Source organism: Klebsiella pneumoniae, assembly GCF_000742135.1.
Classification (GTDB): Bacteria; Pseudomonadota; Gammaproteobacteria; order Enterobacterales; family Enterobacteriaceae; genus Klebsiella; species Klebsiella pneumoniae.
On the sequence record NZ_KN046818.1, the window covers coordinates 924,710 to 942,515 of the forward strand.

The 17,806-nt window shown below is 60.0% G+C and carries 17 protein-coding genes and 1 pseudogene; 3 read left to right on the forward strand and 15 right to left on the reverse strand.

Annotated elements, in window-relative coordinates; translation table 11 throughout:
- Positions 1–5: 5 nt before the first annotated feature.
- Together ispA and xseB are read right to left on the reverse strand one after the other, a co-directional pair.
- Entirely contained in the window at positions 6–905 is a 900-nt protein-coding gene (gene ispA, locus DR88_RS20645) for a (2E,6E)-farnesyl diphosphate synthase (RefSeq protein WP_004144656.1), read from the reverse strand.
- Positions 906–1,148, reverse strand: coding sequence for an exodeoxyribonuclease VII small subunit (xseB, locus tag DR88_RS20640; RefSeq protein WP_002891398.1), 243 nt, complete (start codon positions 1,146–1,148; stop codon positions 906–908).
- Positions 1,149–1,329: 181 nt separating this feature from the next.
- Here xseB and thiI point away from each other — a divergent pair, with 181 nt between their 5' ends.
- On the forward strand, positions 1,330–2,778 hold the full coding sequence (gene thiI / locus DR88_RS20635; RefSeq protein WP_004144657.1) for a tRNA uracil 4-sulfurtransferase ThiI: 1,449 nt from the start codon (positions 1,330–1,332) through the stop codon (positions 2,776–2,778).
- A 66-nt stretch (positions 2,779–2,844) separates the two neighbouring features.
- On the opposite strand, the gene DR88_RS20630 is transcribed toward thiI, so the two are convergent.
- From DR88_RS20630 to panE, 3 genes are read right to left on the reverse strand one after another with little or no spacing between them, the layout of a single operon-like run.
- On the reverse strand, positions 2,845–3,321 hold the full coding sequence (locus DR88_RS20630; RefSeq protein WP_025861964.1) for an SRPBCC family protein: 477 nt from the start codon (positions 3,319–3,321) through the stop codon (positions 2,845–2,847).
- 50 nt (positions 3,322–3,371) lie between these two features.
- On the reverse strand, positions 3,372–3,965 hold the full coding sequence (gene yajL, locus DR88_RS20625; protein ID WP_002891460.1) for a protein deglycase YajL: 594 nt from the start codon (positions 3,963–3,965) through the stop codon (positions 3,372–3,374).
- Positions 3,928–4,839, reverse strand: coding sequence for a 2-dehydropantoate 2-reductase (gene panE, locus DR88_RS20620; protein ID WP_002891462.1), 912 nt, complete (start codon positions 4,837–4,839; stop codon positions 3,928–3,930). The genes yajL and panE overlap by 38 nt, the downstream gene beginning before the upstream one ends.
- A gap of 191 nt (positions 4,840–5,030) precedes the next feature.
- Between panE and DR88_RS20615 the strand changes: the two genes are divergently transcribed.
- Entirely contained in the window at positions 5,031–5,522 is a 492-nt protein-coding gene (locus DR88_RS20615; RefSeq protein ID WP_002891465.1) for a YajQ family cyclic di-GMP-binding protein, read from the forward strand.
- Between the two features lie 43 nt (positions 5,523–5,565).
- Here DR88_RS20615 and DR88_RS20610 read toward each other — a convergent pair whose 3' ends face one another.
- The 8 genes and pseudogenes from DR88_RS20610 to DR88_RS20575 form a co-directional block, all read right to left on the reverse strand.
- A complete protein-coding gene (locus tag DR88_RS20610) occupies positions 5,566–6,930 on the reverse strand; it encodes an MFS transporter (RefSeq protein WP_004144660.1) in 1,365 nt (454 codons plus the stop codon).
- 159 nt (positions 6,931–7,089) lie between these two features.
- Positions 7,090–8,268, reverse strand: coding sequence for a Gfo/Idh/MocA family protein (locus tag DR88_RS20605; protein ID WP_004191717.1), 1,179 nt, complete (start codon positions 8,266–8,268; stop codon positions 7,090–7,092).
- Positions 8,269–8,598: 330 nt separating this feature from the next.
- The gene (locus DR88_RS20600; protein ID WP_002891473.1) at positions 8,599–9,963 is read right to left on the reverse strand and encodes an MFS transporter; all 1,365 of its coding nucleotides are present in this window, start codon (positions 9,961–9,963) and stop codon (positions 8,599–8,601) included.
- Between the two features lie 10 nt (positions 9,964–9,973).
- Positions 9,974–10,792 carry a sugar phosphate isomerase/epimerase family protein gene (locus DR88_RS20595; protein ID WP_023302237.1) on the reverse strand — a complete coding sequence of 273 codons (819 nt, stop codon included), beginning with the start codon at positions 10,790–10,792 and terminating at the stop codon, positions 9,974–9,976.
- Positions 10,793–10,849: 57 nt separating this feature from the next.
- A pseudogene (locus DR88_RS20590) lies at positions 10,850–12,546 on the reverse strand (FAD-dependent oxidoreductase).
- Between the two features lie 10 nt (positions 12,547–12,556).
- Positions 12,557–12,877 carry an NIPSNAP family protein gene (locus DR88_RS20585; RefSeq protein ID WP_002891541.1) on the reverse strand — a complete coding sequence of 107 codons (321 nt, stop codon included), beginning with the start codon at positions 12,875–12,877 and terminating at the stop codon, positions 12,557–12,559.
- Between the two features lie 13 nt (positions 12,878–12,890).
- Positions 12,891–14,567: an FAD-dependent oxidoreductase gene (locus tag DR88_RS20580; RefSeq protein ID WP_032443797.1), complete on the reverse strand. Its 1,677-nt coding sequence runs from the start codon at positions 14,565–14,567 to the stop codon at positions 12,891–12,893.
- Positions 14,564–15,385: a shikimate dehydrogenase family protein gene (locus tag DR88_RS20575; protein ID WP_025861683.1), complete on the reverse strand. Its 822-nt coding sequence runs from the start codon at positions 15,383–15,385 to the stop codon at positions 14,564–14,566. Before DR88_RS20575 ends, DR88_RS20580 begins: the two co-directional genes overlap by 4 nt.
- A gap of 152 nt (positions 15,386–15,537) precedes the next feature.
- On the opposite strand from DR88_RS20575, the gene DR88_RS20570 reads away from it, so the two are divergent.
- Positions 15,538–16,296, forward strand: a complete 759-nt coding sequence (locus DR88_RS20570; protein WP_002891624.1) for an IclR family transcriptional regulator domain-containing protein — start codon at positions 15,538–15,540, stop codon at positions 16,294–16,296.
- A 39-nt stretch (positions 16,297–16,335) separates the two neighbouring features.
- Here DR88_RS20570 and DR88_RS20565 read toward each other — a convergent pair whose 3' ends face one another.
- Positions 16,336–16,668 carry a hypothetical protein gene (locus tag DR88_RS20565; protein WP_004178748.1) on the reverse strand — a complete coding sequence of 111 codons (333 nt, stop codon included), beginning with the start codon at positions 16,666–16,668 and terminating at the stop codon, positions 16,336–16,338.
- 248 nt (positions 16,669–16,916) lie between these two features.
- On the reverse strand, positions 16,917–17,804 hold the full coding sequence (gene cyoE / locus DR88_RS20560; protein WP_002891629.1) for a heme o synthase: 888 nt from the start codon (positions 17,802–17,804) through the stop codon (positions 16,917–16,919).
- Positions 17,805–17,806: the final 2 nt, after the last annotated feature.

Genomic DNA, 17,806 nt, shown 5'->3' on the forward strand with positions numbered 1-17,806 from the left:
TTTGTTTATTTATCGCGCTGAATAATGTAATTCGCGAGCGCTTCCAGTGCCGAAGTATCCAGAGATTGTGCGGCCAGCTCATCTAACGACCGGCGGGCATCAGCGATCAGGTCGTGCGCTTTCTTCCGGGCTTGCTCAAGACCCAGGAGGGCGGGATAGGTGCTTTTACCCAATTGCTGGTCGGCACCCTGACGTTTGCCAAGGGTCGCAGTATCCCCTACCACGTCGAGAATGTCATCCTGGACCTGGAAGGCAAGACCGATATTTTCCGCATAGCGATCCAGCGCGGGCAGGGCAGCGCGGCCGCGTTCGCCGGCGCTCAGGGCTCCCATCCGGACGGCGGCGCGGATCAGGGCGCCCGTTTTGTGGCGATGGATACGCTCCAGCGCCTGTAAATCAACCTGCTGTCCCTCGGCCTGCAGATCCAGCGCCTGGCCGCCGCACATGCCCGCCACGCCGCTGGCCTGCGCCAGTTCGGAAACCATCGCCAGCCGGTCCCGGTCAGGAACGTCGACCATCGGCGCATCACTCAGTATAGAGAACGCCAGCGTTTGCAGGGCATCTCCCGCAAGAATTGCGTTGGCTTCGCCAAATTTAATATGGCAGGTCGGCAGGCCGCGGCGCAGATCGTCATCATCCATCGCCGGCAAATCATCATGCATCAGGGAGTAGGCATGAATGCATTCGACCGCCGCGGCAGGAGCATCCAGCGTGGTACGGCACACGCCGAACATCTCGCCGGTGGCGTAGACAAGGAAGGGACGCAGGCGTTTACCGCCTAACAATGCGCCATAATGCATCGCTTCCACCAGCGGAGTGTTCTGAAAGGGCTGCGGGGCGATGAAACGGCGCAGCGCTTCGTTTGCCTGTTCCACACAGGCCTGCAATTGTTGCGGGAAATCCATTTATTCAGCGTCCGGCGTAAAAGGCGTGGTCGGGGAATCTTCACTATCCGCCAGCAGGATCTGCACGCGCTGTTCGGCCTTCTGCAGCTGACTTTGCCCCTGGCGCGCCAGCTGTACGCCGCGCTCAAATTCGCTTAGCGCTTCCTCTAACGGCAAATCGCCGCTTTCCAGACGGTTAACGATCTGCTCCAGTTCGCCCAGAGCAGTTTCAAAGCTGGCCGGGGCCTCATTTTTCTTTGGCATAGTGAATGTAGACTCTTGTTATGTCGCGACGGCAATACCGGGTATGGTAACGAAGTCACGCGTGTAAGCAAATAACGCGCAATGGTGATATACTCCGCGCCCAGGATGCAGGCACCGGTGTGCGCTGCTTTACAACTTTTGCTTATAGCCCCGTCGGGCTTGCCAACGAACTATTGTCGCTATGAAGTTTATCATTAAATTGTTCCCGGAAATCACCATCAAAAGCCAATCTGTGCGGTTGCGCTTCATTAAAATCTTAACCGGGAACATTCGTAACGTTCTCAAAAACTATGATGAGACGCTGGCCGTCGTCCGTCATTGGGATCATATCGAAGTTCGCGCGAAAGATGAAAATCAGCGCCCGGCTATTCGCGATGCGCTGACCCGTATCCCCGGCATCCACCATATTCTGGAAGTCGAAGACGTGCCGTTCACCTCGCTGCACGATATTTTCGAGCAGACGCTGCCGCTGTGGCGCGAGGCGCTGGAAGGCAAAACCTTCTGCGTGCGAGTGAAGCGTCGCGGCAAACATGAATTCACCTCAATTGAAGTGGAACGCTACGTCGGCGGCGGCCTGAATCAGCATATTGAAACGGCGCGCGTGAAGCTGACCGACCCGGACGTCACCGTCAATCTCGAGATTGAAAACGATCGCCTGCTGCTGGTGAAAGGCCGCTATGAAGGCATCGGCGGTTTCCCGATCGGCACCCAGGAAGATGTGCTGTCGCTGATCTCCGGCGGCTTTGACTCCGGCGTCTCCAGCTACATGCTGATGCGCCGCGGCTGCCGCGTTCATTACTGCTTCTTTAACCTTGGCGGCGCCGCCCATGAGATTGGCGTCCGTCAGGTCGCGCATTATCTGTGGAACCGCTTCGGCAGCTCACACCGCGTTCGCTTTGTGGCGATTAACTTTGAGCCAGTAGTCGGCGAAATCCTTGAAAAAGTGGACGACGGCCAGATGGGCGTCGTGCTCAAGCGCATGATGGTCCGCGCCGCGTCAAAAGTCGCGGAACGCTATGGCGTGCAGGCGCTGGTCACCGGCGAAGCGCTCGGCCAGGTCTCCAGTCAGACCCTCACTAACCTGCGCCTGATCGATAATGTCTCCGATACTCTGATCCTGCGCCCGCTGATTTCGCACGATAAAGAGCACATCATCGACCTGGCGCGTGAGATCGGCACGGAAGATTTTGCCCGCACCATGCCGGAATATTGCGGCGTGATCTCCAAGAGCCCGACCGTGAAGGCGGTGAAGGCGAAGATTGAAGCGGAAGAAGAACACTTCGATTTCAGCATCCTTGATAAAGTGGTGGAAGAGGCGAGCAATATCGATATCCGCGAGATCGCCCAGCAGACGGAAGAGACGGTGGTGGAAGTGGAAACCGTGACCGGCTTTGGCGCCAATGACGCGATCCTCGACATTCGCTCCATCGACGAGCAGGAAGACAAGCCGCTGAAGGTCGAGGGGGTTGAGGTTGTTTCCCTGCCGTTCTACAAGCTAAGCACCAAATTTGGCGATCTCGATCAGAGCAAAACCTGGCTGCTGTGGTGCGAGCGCGGGGTGATGAGCCGTCTGCAAGCGCTTTATTTGCGCGAGCAGGGCTTCAACAACGTGAAAGTTTATCGCCCGTAACAGGTTGTTATGATGCAAAAGGCCTTCCCTAATGGAAGGCCTTTTTACTATTGGCAGGGGAGTGTATTAGCGCAGGGTCAGCGCCAGGTCATTGAGCTGATCGATGACAATATTCCAGCCCTCGAAAAATCCCATCTGCTCATGCTGCTCGCGGGTTTCATCATCGGCATGCAGCACCGTAGCCGTATAGCGACACCCGACCTGTTCATCGGCAAAGGTGATGATGGCCGTCATCGCGAAGGGGGAAACGGCGGGGCGATAATCCGCCGTCAGCATCGAGGTCATGACGATTTTTTGTTGCGTGATAACCTCAAGAAAACAGCCGGGGTTATCGCTGCGTTCACCGTCAGGCCCGTGCATCACGGTGTGAAAGGCCCCGCCGGCGCGAAAATCAAAGGCCAGAACCTCGGTTTGCCAGGGCTTCGGGCACCACCAGGTTCGGAGTAATGCCGGGTCGGCCCACGCGCGCCACAGGGCTGGGGCGGGCGCGCTGAGCAGGCGGCTGATTACAAGATCGCGAGAATCGGTTGCGCTCCGGGACATGCTGCGACTCCTCAGGAAAAGGGGAGCCAGCCCGCGGCGCGGACCGGCTATCAGGCTTCGTAGTAATTATAGATGCCAGCGGCCATCACCAGCTGTGAGGCGACCTCATACGCTTTCTCGCGCCCCACCAGCAGATCGATCATTTTCAGGGCGAAATCAATCGAAGTCCCCGGACCCTGGCTGGTTAACAGATTCACCCGCGGATCCCAGACCACTCTTTTATCCTGCCACTGCTCGGCGGGGATATGTTCCTTCAACGCCGGAAAACCGGTCATGTTGCCGATCGGGAACAGATTATGGGGTACCAGCACGGTCGCCGGGGCGGCGCAGATGGCGGCCACAATGCGCCCAGAGAGATGAAACTGGCGGACGGTTTCCACCAGTAGCGTGCTGTCGCGGAAGCACTCTGCGCCCTTGATACCGCCCGGGAGGACGATGATATCGAAATCACCATCGGCCACCTCGACCAGCGGCGCATCCGCCAGCAGTTTGACGCCGCGCGAACAGACGATGGTCAGGCTGCCGTCGCTGGCGACGCTGGCGGTGGTCACCTTTACTCCGCCGCGGACCAGCAGGTCGATAGTGGTGACCGCTTCGGTCTCTTCGCTACCAGGGGCGAGGCAAATCAGTGCCGACGCGCTCATATTCATTCTCCTTACGCTTGATCAATTCAAATAAGCGGGCGTTTTCCGGTACGGCGACGCCGTGGGCGCGGGCGCGGTTGAGCAGAAAACCGGTGATGTAGTCGATCTCTGTATGCCGCTGGGCGCGAACGTCCTGCAGCATGGAAGAGATATTTTCTGCCGTACTTTCAATTACCTGTTCGACATAAAATAGCAGGTTTTCCGCCGAGGTATGAATACCTTCGCGCTCCATCACCGCCGCCACCTCGCGACAAATGGCCGCAACTTCCTGCGTATAGTCGCGCAGATCGCCGTTTTTACACCCTTTGAGCGCGGTCAGAGGGTTAATCACACAGTTAACCGCCAGCTTGCGCCAGATGGCCGAGTGGATATTGTTATGCCAGGCGACATCCGGCAGCACGCTCTGCAGAACTTCTGCGAGATAGCTGTAGTCCCCCTCGTAGCTTTTTGCCGGTCCGATATGCGTGGTGCCCTGGGCAACGTGGATGATGACATTCCCATCGCGCCGCGCCGCCTGGGTCGTGGAGGCCAGCAGCAACGGCTGTTTCACGCCGCGCAGCTCCTCGACGGTGCCCATGCCATTATGTACCAGCAAAATTGGCGTGGTGTCCGGCAGGATCCCGGCCAGGTGCTTTACCGCATTCGACACCTGCCAGGCCTTTAAGGTGACGATCAGCAGCTCGCTGCTGGCGAGAAAATCGGGGTCGTTGGCCGTCAGCGATTCGTTGAACACTGAGCCATCGGTTTCAATGACGTTGACGCTACAGAATGGCTGCGGTACGCGCAGCCAGCCCTGGACTTCATGTCCCTGTTTGTACAACGCGGTCAGCCATAGTTGTCCCAGCGCACCGCATCCCAGTACGGTTACTTTCATTGTTCCTCCTCATCTGCCGCTATCCCAGGCGCTGATGGCTAAAGTCTATCTCGTCGCTTTTCGCATCGTCGGACATCACGGGGAAAATAGCGCGAGCGTTGCGTAATCAGCTAAGCTTCCGGGATAACAAGTTGAGTTATGCCGCGTTGCAGGTATTATGCAACGCAAAAGAAACGGAAGGAGAGGAAAAGATGCCATCTTTCGATATTGTCTCTGAAGTTGATCTTCAGGAAGCCCGTAACGCGGTGGACAACGCGAGCCGCGAAGTCGAGTCGCGTTTTGATTTTCGTGGCGTTGAAGCCACTTTTGAATTAAACGACGCCAACAAGACCATTAAAGTGCTGAGCGAGTCTGACTTCCAGGTGAACCAGCTGCTGGATATCCTGCGCGCCAAGCTGCTCAAGCGCGGCATTGAAGGCACCTCCCTCGACGTACCGGAAGATATCGTGCACAGCGGTAAAACCTGGTTTGTTGAAGCGAAGCTGAAGCAGGGCATTGAAAGCGCGGTGCAGAAGAAGATCGTTAAACTGATCAAAGACAGCAAGCTGAAAGTGCAGGCCCAGATTCAGGGCGAAGAGATCCGCGTGACCGGTAAGTCCCGCGACGATCTGCAGTCGGTGATGGCGCTGGTGCGCGGTGGCGATCTGGGACAGCCGTTCCAGTTCAAAAACTTCCGCGACTAAGGCGGCGGGCAGACAGCAAAAAGCGGGGAATTCCCCGCTTTTTTTATACCCCTTTGATGAGCTGCTCTATCTCGAAGCGGTTGGTGACCTTGCTGTCGATTTTGATATACACCGAACGCTCCTCGGGTACCACCAGCGCCTGATGAACCCCGCTGGCGCTCAGCAGACGCGCCTGCAGCGCGCTGTCGACCACCACGCCGTCCGGCACCTCCACCCGCAGGCTGCTGACGTACGGCGGCTCGCTCATGGTGCTGGCCACCAGCAGCCACAGCATCGCCAGCAGGGCGCCCAGCAGAAACACGGTTTGCGAATCAAAGAAACCATCGACCCAGCCGCCAAGCGCGCCGCCAATCGCCACGCCGAGAAACTGGCTGGTGGAGTAGACGCCCATCGCGGTGCCTTTGTAGCCCGCCGGAGACTCCTTGCTAATTAGCGACGGCAGCAGCGCTTCCAGCAGGTTAAACGCCAGGAAGAAGAGCTGAACGCCCGCCACCAGCTCCCAGAAGTAGCCTCCGGCGCCCCAGAGGACAATTTCCGCAATCAGCAGGATGGCGACGCAGAGCAGGAAGACGCGCTTCATCTTGCGCTTCACTTCGGCGTAGATGATAAACGGCACCACCGAGATGAACGAGATAACCATGGTGACCAGGTAAATCTTCCAGTGCTCGGCGGCCGGGAAGCCGGCGGCCTCCAGTTGTCCGGGCAGGGCGACAAAAGTGGACATCAGCATAATGTGCAGGCACATGATGCCAAAGTTAAGCTTCAGCAGGCGCGGCTCCGCCAGCACCTTGCTAAAGCAGCCCTTCACCATCCCGGATTCGCGGTTAAGGACATGGTTATGGCTGTTGGGCACCACCCACAGGGTGAGCAGGATGCCGACGGTCGCCAGGATGGCGATCATCCAGAACAGCGCGTGCAGACCCAGCTGGTGGGTGACAATCGGCCCCAGCACCATGGCGATGGCGAAGGTGACGCCGAAGCTGACGCCGATAAAGGCCATCGCTTTGGTGCGGTTCTGTTCGCGGGTGAGATCGGACAGCAGGGCCATAACCGCGGCGGCGATGGCGCCGGAGCCCTGCAGGGCGCGGCCAAGAATGATGCCCCAGATGGAGTCGGTGAGCGCGGCGATGACGCTGCCGAGCACGAAGATAAGCAGGCCGCCGACGATCAATGGCTTACGGCCAATACGGTCAGATAACAGTCCGAAGGGGATCTGGAACACCGCCTGCGCCAGGCCGTAGATACCGATCGCCAGGCCAATCAGCGCTTCACTGGCACCCTGCAACGCCATGCCATACGTGGTCAGAACCGGCAGGACCATAAACATGCCAAGCATACGCAGGGAGAATACTGTCCCCAAACCCCAGGTCGCGCGCAGTTCCCCTGGCGTCATTTTGTTATCGTTCATTACCACCTCAATATAAAAACTGCGCCTAGTGTAGCGGCGGGGGGTAAGAAGCGTAAATAAATGTTTGTTTAACAGATATTACGGGGCTGTTGCGCGATGCGACAAGTTGGTAAAAATCAATAAACCAGTGGAGGGGGACTCCACTGGCGAGGGGGAAAATTAAGGTAAAGTAAAGTCAACCCACTGGCTGCCAGCGTCAGCCGATTTGACGCACTGCTCTACCCAATAGACGCCGTGCAGCCCGGCTTCGACGTCCGGATACCAGAAGTCTTGCAGGAAGGCGCGATCGTCGCGGTCCGTGGCGTCAATCGCCTGCGCATAGCGGCGATAGAGGTTGGCCCAGGCTTCGAACAGCCCTTCCGGATGGCCGCCGCCAATGCGGTCATCCGCCAGCGCGTTCGGCGACAGGTAGGGCATTCCACGTTCCAGAATGCGCGCCGGCTCGCCCTGCACCTCATAGCTGAGCTGGTTAGGATGCTCATCCCACCATTCGATGCTTGCTTTTTCGCCGACGATGCGCACTTTTTGCGAGTGCATGGCGCCGCTGTTGACCGCGCTGGTCCACATCGAGCCAACCGCGCCGTTGTCATATTCCATCAGGACAAAGGCGTTATCTTCCAGCGGCGCGCGGGAGGGAACAAAGCTCTGACGGGAGCACATCAGCCGTTTGATATTGAGCTGCGGCGCCATGGTCTCGGCGACAAACAGCGGATGGGTGGCCAGATCCCCAAGCACATAGCTGGGCCCGGCAAACTTCGGCGTTACTCGCCAGCGGGTGGATTCTGCCTGCAGCTCGACGGCCTGGTTATGGAAGCCGTGGGCGAATTGCATGTTAACGATGCGGATCTCGCCGAGCAGTCCATCGGCAATCATCTGCCGCGCCTGCTGGATCATCTGATAGCCGGCATAGCCGTAGGTGACGCCGACGATTTTGTTCTGTTTTTTGCTCAGATCCACCAGCTCGCGCGCCTCTTCGGCGGTAAAGCAGAGGGGCTTTTCGCAGATAACGTGGAGTCCCGCCTCCAGCGCCGCTTTGGTGATGGCGAAATGGGTATTGTTCGGGGTGGTGACCGAGACGACCTCGATCCCGTCAGGGCGCTGCGCCTCTTCGCGAAACAGGGTCTGGTAGTCGGCGTAGCAGCGCTCCGGCGCGATGCCCAGTTGCTCACCGAACGCGCGCCCGCGCTCGGCATCGACGTCAAGCGCGCCGGCCAGCAGGGTATAAACATTGTCACGCAGCGCCGCACAGCGGTGGCTGTAGCCGATCTGACTGGTTCCCCCGCCGCCGACCATGCCCCAGCGCAGGGAACGGGATAAGGGTTTCAGGCCGTTTAACATGGTGCTCTCCTTTTTGAAATCATTTGCACTCTGAGGCGCTCAATGCCGACGCCTGCGGCAACGCGCATCCGGATAGACTGACTTCAACTTAAGGAAATGTTTGTTCTGTTTCAATTGTGTTGTGGAATTTATTTTCCATATATGCGAGGGGGATCGAATTAGCGATAGTTTCTTTTGCGCTTGGTTGAAAAGGTGAGGGCGGGATATCGCCTGCCGGAGTCGTCCAGATTGTTGCGGGCGTTTTTTCGTTTCAAAAAATATGAAATAAATTTTCTTTATTAGCTGCTGAAGGCGGTGCAATCCGCCGATTGCACCGGGAACCAGATGCCGCTATGACGCTCCGCGCACAGACGCGGGGGAAGTTGAAGCGACGGGAGGATGACCGGCGGCAAAGATGCCCTTCGCCGCCAGGCCTGCGACGGTGAGGGCTGCCGGGATACCGAGGATCAAAAAGACGCTTTCAAAGGGCAGGTTGAGCGCCATCATCTCGGCGCCGGCAAAGGCGCTGAGAATGGCGCCGATGCGCCCGACGCCGTGCATCCAGCTGGATCCCGTCGCCCGCGCCTGTGTAGGGTAGTAGCGGGCGGAGAGGGCGTTCATGCCGGTATTCGCGCCGTTCAGGCAGGCGCCGCTGATAAACGCCAGCATACAGAGCAAGGCAAAGCTGCCCGCGGCGTAGCCCATCGCCATGGTGAACAGGCCGCCAACGGCGTAGATTATCCCCAGCGCGCGATGGGGGTTGATCCTGTCCATCAGCCAGCCGGCAAACAACGAGCCGAGGGTGCCGCCCGCCTGGTAGATCGCCGTCATGATGGCCGCCTGGCTAACGGTCATTCCTACCGCTTTAACCAGCGTTGGCAGCCAGCTGCCGAGGATATAGACCAGGAACAGCCCCATAAAGTAGACCAGCCATAGCATCAGCGAGCCGAAACCGTACTGGCGGGAGAGGACAATGCGCATCGCGTTGCCGGCCGCTGGCTGCGCCGGTAGGATAAACCTCACATTGTCGCTGATTTGTCCGGGATAGAGACGGTTAAGAATGGCGCGTATGCGCGCCGCGGGCGCTTGTTTGATCACCAGAAAACGAACCGATTCCGGCAGCAGCCAGATGAGCAGGGGGGCAAACAGCAGCGGCAGAATACCGCCGAGCGCCATCAGCGAGTGCCAGCCAAACTGGGGGATCAGCCACGATGCCGAAAATCCTCCCGCCGCCGCACCGAAGGTGAACCCGCAAAAGATGACGGTGATAATAAATGAACGCTGGCGTTCCGGGGCGTATTCCGACACCAGCGTCCCGATATTCGGCATCGCGGCGCCCAGCCCGAGGCCAGTCATAAAGCGAAAGAACATCATCTGTTCTACGTTGTGCGAGAAGGCGGTGGCGATGGTCCAGAAACCGAAGAAGAAAACGCTGTTGATGATGATTTTCTTACGTCCCAGCCAGTCGGCGAGCGGGCCGGAGAAAATCGCCCCCAGCGCGAGGCCGATCAGCGCGGCGCTGATCACCAGACCCAGCTGGTGGTTGCTTACCCCCCATTCCAGCTTTAGCGTCGGGGCGATAAAGCCCATGATCGCGATATCAAAACCATCGAGAGCGATGACGCAAAAGCCGAGAAATATAATCAGCTTCTGAAATCGGCTCAGCGGGTTACGATTTATTAACTCTCTGACATCCAGGCGTTGAGTCTGTGTCATAGCGTATTCCTTATGCGCAGGCGTGCAGGTAGGGTTGCGCGGCATCGAACAGTAACTGCGCCCGCTGAAGAGGCGGCAGGGCGCCTTGCTCGCCGTCAAGCGGCACTTCGAGAGAGACCGGCAGCGTCGCCGGCAGGGCCGACATCAGACCATGCAGATCCAGACCGCCTTCCCCCGGCACGTTGCGCGCCGAGCGGGCCTGGCGGATAAGTTCCTGCTCGCTCTCCGGCCTCTGCGCCGCGCCATCGCAGAGTTGCATATAGTTGAGATGATGCGCGGGCAGGCTGGAGAGGGCGGCGAGCGATTCTCCCGCGCGCCAGAAATGGAGAGCGTCCACCAGAATGCCGATGTCTTCCCGCCCGCTGGCGGCGATTAGTGCTTGCGCTGCGGCGATGTTGCGCAACTGGGTCCAGGGCATCGGCTCAAGATTCATGGTCAGCCCAAATGGACGACCGGCCGCGGCGAGGATGGCGAGGTTGTCAGCGCTGCGCTGAAGGTTGTCATCATTGCCGGCGACTAACACCTGTCCGGCGCCAAGACGCGCGGCGGTCTCCATAAAACGCTGCAGCCGATCGTCGAGGGTAAACCCGGGGGTCAGGCGGACGATCTCCACGTCCGACACGCGGATGCCAGTTTCCATCAACGCGGCGAGCGTCGCCCGGACGGCCGGGGTATCGCCCAGCATGTCGTAGTCCGGGTCGGTCGGTGTGGCGGGGAGCAGTCGCAGCCCAACGTGGGTAAAACCGGTTCTGGCCGCAATCCGCACCTGTTCGGGGGGAGGGACATCGAGCAGGGTCAGCGCGGCGAGCGATAGGGTACGCTTGTTCATAAAGGGCTCCGGTACAGTTGCAGGTGAAGAGAGTTAGGGGGCATCCATTCGTGGAAATCAAGTTATGTTATTGTTTATATTTGTTTTTTTGCCAGGTTTTTACCCACCAGATAGCCGAAGGTCATGGCGGGCCCGAGGGTGATCCCTCCGCTGGGGTAATAGCCGCGCATCACGCTCGACATGTCGTTGCCGATGGCGTACAGACCCGGTATCGGCTGCTTCTGTTCATCCAGCACCCGGGCGTGTTCGTCGGTTTGCAATCCGCTGAAGGTGCCCAGCGAGCCGGGCAGAATGCGCACCGCGTAGAACGGCCCTTCGCGCAGCGGTCCGAGCGTCACCTGATGGTCGCCCTGGGCGCGGTTATAGGCTGATGCCCCGCGGTGAAAATCGACGTCTTCGCCAGCGCTGGCGAAGTGGTTAAAGCGTTCAACGGTTTCCGCCAGCGCATTGGCGTCGATAGCGCACTGCTTCGCCAGCTCCGCCAGGGTGTTTCCTCGCTGCAGATAGCCGGTACGCAGCCAGGCGGTGGGGGTGAACGGGAACGGTCTGGCGTGGCCCAGGCCGTATCGACGCAGCGTACGACGATCGGCCAGCAGCCAGGCCTGCGGCGTGTCGCCCGCGGGTGTGGCCGCCAGCAGGGCGGCGATAAAGTCATGGTAAGAGTCGGCCTCGTTAACAAAACGTTTGCCGTTGGGCAGGACGGCGATCACCCCGGGTTTGGCGCGCTCCACCAGATGAGGAAACATTAGCTGCTGGCCGCTGGCCAGAGTGACGCGGGACACCGGCGCCCAGGCCAGCGGGTGGCGCAGGGAAGTGTCGAACTGGCCGCCGACGGATTCGCCAAGCCTGATCCCCTCGCCCTGATTGTCCGGCGGTGCGGCGGAGAAATGGCCATAACCCTCCGCCGCGTGAGGCACCACCTGCGCCAGCCGCTGGCGATCGTGGGGAAAACCGCCGCAGGCCAGCACCACGGCGCCTGCTTCGACGTGAATCTCCCCGCCGTCGCTGCGCAGCACCGCGCCGGACACGCCCGGCGGACCCTGCAGCAGCCGAACCACCGGGGCATTGAGCTGAAAACGCACGCCGGCGTCGAGGGCGGATCGCAGCAGACGGGCGACCAGCGCATTGCCATTGACCAGATGCTGCCCCCGTCCGGCGCGTAGCCGCTGCCAGCCGTGGCGCAGCAGGCGGCGGGCAGCATACAGCGCGGAGCGCGGCGAGCGGGTGGCATTGAAAAAATGCGCCATATCCGCGCCGCCGGCGATGCCCATCCCGCCCAGGCTAATGGTTTCCAGCGGCGGACGCAGGCGATGGAGCCAGTCGCCGAGCAGGCGGCCATCGTAGGGTTGCGCGGTGACCGACCGCCCACCGTTCGCCGCACCCGGCGACGGGTGAAAGTCCGGCATGGCGCTGCCCGAGAGAAACTGCACCGCCGTCCGCTGATGGAAAAATTCCACCATCTCCGGCCCGTAACGCAGGAAGGTTTGCAGACGAATATCGGCGGCTTCGCCCCCCATCTCATGCTGCAGATAGGTCAGCGGCGCGTCGGCTGCTTCGTCGATGCCCTCCGCCCGCGCCAGCGGGTTGCGGGGGATCCACAGCCAGCCGCCGGACCAGGCGCTGGTTCCGCCGAGCACTGACGCTTTCTCCGCCACCATGACGCTGGCGCCGTGCATCGCCGCAGTCACCGCGGCAGAGAGCCCCGCGGCGCCGGAGCCGACCACCAGCACATCCACCTTCACAGGCCCGCTCATGTTGGACTCCTTACTGCAGAGGTGAAAAAGCGGTGGGGCGCATCAGCACCGACTCGAGGCGTTCCACGGCGGCCAGTTCGCGATTTTTACGCGAGAAGGTCTGCCAGCGTTCGTCCTGGGCCATCCGCGCGCGGCGCACCAGACGATCGTCCAGGCTTTCATAAGCCCAGATGTGCACTACCTGATTGACCACGCCGATCTCGGTAAAAAAGAAGCCGATTAGCTGGCCGAGATGGTCGGTTTGCACCGCCAGGGCATCGCTTTGGTACAGCGCCAGCCAGTCGGCCATTTTCAGCGGATTGATGGTGTACGTGCGTTTTTCGTAGATCATGATGTTTTCCTGATTAGTGGGTGGAGTGTTGTGCCAGATGGCAGGCGGCGAGATAGCCAAACGTCAGCCCTGGGCCGAGGGTGATGCCGGGGCCCGGATAGGTGCCGGCCATCAGCGAATCCATGTCGTTTCCCACCGCGTACAGCCCCGGGATGGGGTTTCCTTGGGTATTGACGACCTGGGCATCGGCGGTGGTGACCAGGCCCCGTGAGGTCCCCAGATCGCCGGTATAAAGTTTGATGGCATAGAACGGCGCGCTGAGCAGGGGGGCATTACAGGCGTCAGGCTGATGGCCCGGATCGCCCATCGCCCGGTTATAGCTGTTGCCGCCTTTAGCAAATTCCCGATCCACGCCCTGCGCGGCGTCGCGGTTGTAGCGGGCTACCGTTTCGCTCAGGGTTTGGGCATCCAGACCAAGCTGTTGCGCCAGCGCGGCCAGGGTATCGGCTTTGTGCAGATAGCCAGCGGCGACCAGGGCGTCATTATTGACCGGCGCCGGGCGCGCCAGTCCGAGGCCATAACGCTTCATCGCCTGGGCGTCGCAGAGTAAAAAACACGGGGCATTTTCCGCTGCATCCTGCATTGCGCTGGCGAAATGGTGATAGGAGCTGGACTCGTTGACGAAGCGTACCGCCCGCTGATTGACGGCAATCACGCCCGGTTTTGCGCGATCGGTTACCAGATGGGGGAAGCGCTCCTCGCTGCCGTCGGCCCGGGTCAGCACCGATACCGGCGCCCAGAAAAAGTTGGAGGCCCGATCGGCTCCCTCGCGAGCGTTAAGCGCCGCCGCGAGATGCAGCGCGGCGCCATCGTTGGCCGGCGGCGACATGGTGAAGTGTTCGCGGGTATGTGGCCGATAGCGCGCCGCCAGCGCGCCCGCGGCGAAGCCGCCTGCGGCCAGCACCACCCCGCGGCGGGCGTGCAGCGTCTCTCTTTGCCCCTGATACTCAATCTCCACCCCGTGGACCGCGCCTTGCGCTTCGCACAGCGCCAGAACATTGACATTCAGCCGCAGGTTCATGCCTTTACGCAGCGCCGTTGTCGCCATGCGGGCTATCAGCGCATTGCCCATCGCCAGGCGGGTGCCGCGAGGGTACTTCACCCGGTCGCGGGCGTAGCGCAGCAGCAGCCGGGTGCAATGGGCCAGGGAGCGCAGCGAGCGGCGCATGTCGAGAAAATGTTGAATATCGACGCGGTTGACCATCATCCCGCCAAACAGCAGCATCCCCGGCGGCGGTGAACGCAGGTCGCGAAACGCGTCCCCCAGTTCACGACCGTCATACTCCACCACCTCCAGCGCACGACCGACGTCGACTGCGCCGGGTTCATCCGGATAGTAATCGGGCGAGAGCGGACGCAGGCTGTACTTTACTGCCCCCTCACGCTCGAGAAAGGCCAGCGCCTCCCGCCCGGCGCTGACAAACGCTTCGGCAAGATCTTCGCGGTACTGGCCCTCGCCGATAATGGTTCGCAGGTAGGTTTTCATCGCCTCGGCGCTACCGCTTTTGCCCTCGGCGCGCGCCTGGTCGGTATCGTGCAGCCACACGGCGCCGCCGGAGATGGCCGAGGTGCCGCCGAACTGGCCGGCTTTCTCCAGCATCAGCACCGACAGCCCTTTACAGCAGGCGGTGACCGCGGCGGCAAAACCGGCCGCGCCGCTGCCGATGACGATCACATCCCAGCTCTTCATGCCGCCGCTCCCTGCTCCTGCGGGATGGCGCCGATAAACTGGCCCATCAGCCTCATCTGCGCCAGCGCCATTTCCGGCCCGGTCTGTACTTTGCAACCACGTGCGGCGGCGAAAGTGAGCAACGGCGTCATCACCGGGGCGGTGACAACGTCGGCCACATGAGTGGTGCTGTCGAGCGTATCCAGAAGCGCCTGCGGTAGAGGCAGCTCATCAAATCCGGCCATGCCGGCCGGTGAGCCATTAACCAGTAGATCGAGGCCGTAAAGGGTGTCTGGCAGCGCGCTCAGTTGCACCGCCGGAAAGGCCTCAGCCAGAAGGTCATGCAGGCGCTGCCGGGTGGCCGGGGTTTGATCGTGCAGGGCCAGCCGACGGATCCCCGCCTCGCACAGTCCCCAGGCGATGGCGCTGCCGACGCCGCCGCAACCGGAGAGCAGCGCCTGCTTACCTGCCGGCTGAAAACCCTGCGCCTCGGCGGCGAGCTGAAAGCCGACGCCGTCCAGCATATCGCCCTGCAGGCGGCCATCCGCCAGCTTGCGGATCACATTGACGGCGTTGAGTCGGCGGGCGCGCGGCGTGAGGTCGTCGACCAGCGCGGCGGCGCGCTGCTTATGCGGCACCGTCACCAGCACGCCGGTCATGTTCTGCCAGCCGCGCAGGGCGTTTAGGTAGGCGGCCACCGCGTCCGGGACGATATCCACCGGGATCATGACGCTGTCCATGTGCTGTTCGGCAAAGTAGCGGTTGAAGTTATCTGGCGATTTCACCTGGGCGATCGGATGACCAATCACGGCGACAACCTGGGTAGTTCCACTGACCATTTCAAACCTCATTTGTTAAATGAATGTTGTGAAAGTATTTCAGTGGAAGCTGGGAGCGACAACGAAGAATTCGGACATGTTGGTTGTTAATCGCACCATCGCTGCGATAATCGCAGGAAATCGATAATGATGTTGCAAAAATGTGAGCGAATATGCAAAACACCATTCATCCACGCGATCTGATCGTCGGTTTACAAAAAGGGCTGGCGCTAATTCAGCTTTTTTCCAAAACCTGCCCAAAGCTCACCGTCGCCCAGACGGCGAAAATGAGCGGCCTGACGCAAAGCGCCGCGCGACGTTTTCTGCTGACGCTCCTGCATGAGCGCTATCTGCAAACCGACGGGCGCTATTACTGGCTTACCCCGAAGACGCTGCGGCTTGGCCAGGCCTATGTCGATTCGGCGCAGTTTCCCCGCATGGTACGGCCGATTGTCGAATACATTGCCAGCCGGACCGAAGAGCATGCCTCGGTGGGGGTGGTTGATGAAGATGAACTGGTCTATATCGCCCGCAGTCGGCATACGCCGTTCAACTCTACGTCGGTGCGGCTTGGGGAGCGGGTGCCCATTTTCTGTACCGCCGGGGGGCGATTGTGGCTGGCTTCGCTGCCGGAAGCAGAGTGTGAGACCGTCCTGCAGCGCATAACCCGGGAACAACGTACCCCCTATACGGTGACCGATATCGCGTCGCTGATGGAGAAAATCGCCCAGGTACGGCGCCAGGGATACGCCACCATTGAGCAGGAGTTTGAGATTGGCATGCTGGTGCTGGCGGTGCCGTTAACCGACAGGGAAGGGACCTGGTGGGGGGCGCTGAGTCTGACCAGTCATCAATCGCGCACTTCGCTGGAAGCGTTATGCCGCGATCACCTCGATCTGCTCTACAGCGCGCAGGCGATGCTGGTGGGTTAAACAGGGCAGCCAGTGGCGCTGCCCTAAGATAGACGTCGCTTAGGCCGACGCTTTGGTCAGAAAGGTGTTCCAGTCGCTGGCCGCGTTATTCACGAAAGTATTCCAGCTGTTGCCGGCGGTGTTAACAAAGCTTCCCCAGTTTTCCTTTCCGGCGGTCACAAAGGTTTCCCAGTTTGACTGTCCGGTCAGGAAGGAACCAAACGCCATCGCGCTGTCGCCGACGAAGGAGGCAAATGCGGTGCCGGAGGTCAGAACAAAAGAGGTGAAGCCGACGCCAGAGTTGGCGACAAAGCTGGCGAAGCCGCTGGCTGCGCCGAACAGATTAAAGCCACCGGAGATATACTCCATTTCGTTCAGTGTTAACTCTTTCATTGCAATTCCTTGTAGTGATTATTTCCCAAAGGGGCTAGAGCCCCGGCGAAAGGTAGCATTGCAGGACCGTGCGGCGCGAGTGATGCCCGATGCGTACTGGCTCAATTTTTCCTCATTTTTTGATATGAAAGATAGCGGGAAAGCGATGGGGGAGGGGAGGGAAGTATGAAATGAGAAAGAATCCGGTGAGGGAACAGAAAAGAAAAGCCCCGTAAAAACGGGGCCTTAGAGCGTACTGGAGTGCGTAATTATCTCACGTAAGCCAGCAGACTATGTGAATCCGGCACCATAAAGTCAACGGACATCATCACGGACAGCGCGGTGATGGCGACGATAGAAAAGACGAACAGCTTACGCGCCCAGACTTTATCATCGGCCACTTTATAGCCACGCAGCGCCATGCCCAGCCACCAGACGCTGACCGCTGCCGCCACGACCAGGTATTTATACCCGGCGTAGCCGCCCAGCGAGAGCATCAGGGTTGCCACGGCAAAGGCGACGATGTACAGCGTAATATGGTTTTTGGCGACCGAAATGCCTTTCACCACCGGCAGTACCGGAATATTCGCCGCCTGATAATCCTTAAAGCGGAAAATCGCGATGGCGTAGGAGTGAGGCATCTGCCACAGGCTAAAGATAGCCAGCAGGATCGCCGCACCGCTGTCGAAATCACCGGTGACCGCGCAGTAGCCAATCACCGGCGGCGCAGCGCCGGAGAGTGAGCCAATCAGCGTGCCGTAGACGGAGTGGCGTTTCATGTACAGGCTGTAGACGCCGACATAAACCACGAACCCCATCACCCCCAGCCAGCAGGCCAGCGGGTTAGCGCCGAACCACAGCAGCATGAAGCCAGCAATACCCAGCAAGGTGGCGTACACCAGCGAAGCTTCTGGCGAGATCAGCCCTTTGACCAGCACCCGGTTTTTCGTCCGTTCCATCTTACGATCGATGTCCCGGTCGATGTAGTTGTTGAATACACAACCCGAGGCGACCACCAGGGATACTCCAAGGAGCGTCCAGACGAACAGCGGATAGTCGATGTGGCCTTTGGAGGCCAGCAGGAAACCGCCGATCACGGAGATCAGGTTGCCAAAAATAATGCCTGGTTTCGTTACTTGCAGGTATTGCTTAAACATAC

What these genes read in the sequence shown, in the direction of transcription:
- cyoE (WP_002891629.1), bottom strand. Translation starts at nt 17,804, where the DNA reads ATGTTTAAGCAATACCTGCAAGTAACGAAACCAGGCATTATTTTTGGC.
- DR88_RS20600 (WP_002891473.1), bottom strand. Translation starts at nt 9,963, where the DNA reads ATGACACAGACTCAACGCCTGGATGTCAGAGAGTTAATAAATCGTAAC.
- xseB (WP_002891398.1), bottom strand. Translation starts at nt 1,148, where the DNA reads ATGCCAAAGAAAAATGAGGCCCCGGCCAGCTTTGAAACTGCTCTGGGC.
- DR88_RS20630 (WP_025861964.1), bottom strand. Translation starts at nt 3,321, where the DNA reads ATGTCCCGGAGCGCAACCGATTCTCGCGATCTTGTAATCAGCCGCCTG.
- thiI (WP_004144657.1), top strand. Translation starts at nt 1,330, where the DNA reads ATGAAGTTTATCATTAAATTGTTCCCGGAAATCACCATCAAAAGCCAA.
- DR88_RS20615 (WP_002891465.1), top strand. Translation starts at nt 5,031, where the DNA reads ATGCCATCTTTCGATATTGTCTCTGAAGTTGATCTTCAGGAAGCCCGT.
- DR88_RS20570 (WP_002891624.1), top strand. Translation starts at nt 15,538, where the DNA reads ATGCAAAACACCATTCATCCACGCGATCTGATCGTCGGTTTACAAAAA.
- panE (WP_002891462.1), bottom strand. Translation starts at nt 4,839, where the DNA reads ATGAAAGTAACCGTACTGGGATGCGGTGCGCTGGGACAACTATGGCTG.
- DR88_RS20585 (WP_002891541.1), bottom strand. Translation starts at nt 12,877, where the DNA reads ATGATCTACGAAAAACGCACGTACACCATCAATCCGCTGAAAATGGCC.
- DR88_RS20580 (WP_032443797.1), bottom strand. Translation starts at nt 14,567, where the DNA reads ATGAAGAGCTGGGATGTGATCGTCATCGGCAGCGGCGCGGCCGGTTTT.
- yajL (WP_002891460.1), bottom strand. Translation starts at nt 3,965, where the DNA reads ATGAGCGCGTCGGCACTGATTTGCCTCGCCCCTGGTAGCGAAGAGACC.
- DR88_RS20565 (WP_004178748.1), bottom strand. Translation starts at nt 16,668, where the DNA reads ATGAAAGAGTTAACACTGAACGAAATGGAGTATATCTCCGGTGGCTTT.
- DR88_RS20605 (WP_004191717.1), bottom strand. Translation starts at nt 8,268, where the DNA reads ATGTTAAACGGCCTGAAACCCTTATCCCGTTCCCTGCGCTGGGGCATG.
- DR88_RS20595 (WP_023302237.1), bottom strand. Translation starts at nt 10,792, where the DNA reads ATGAACAAGCGTACCCTATCGCTCGCCGCGCTGACCCTGCTCGATGTC.
- DR88_RS20575 (WP_025861683.1), bottom strand. Translation starts at nt 15,385, where the DNA reads ATGGTCAGTGGAACTACCCAGGTTGTCGCCGTGATTGGTCATCCGATC.
- DR88_RS20610 (WP_004144660.1), bottom strand. Translation starts at nt 6,930, where the DNA reads ATGAACGATAACAAAATGACGCCAGGGGAACTGCGCGCGACCTGGGGT.
- ispA (WP_004144656.1), bottom strand. Translation starts at nt 905, where the DNA reads ATGGATTTCCCGCAACAATTGCAGGCCTGTGTGGAACAGGCAAACGAA.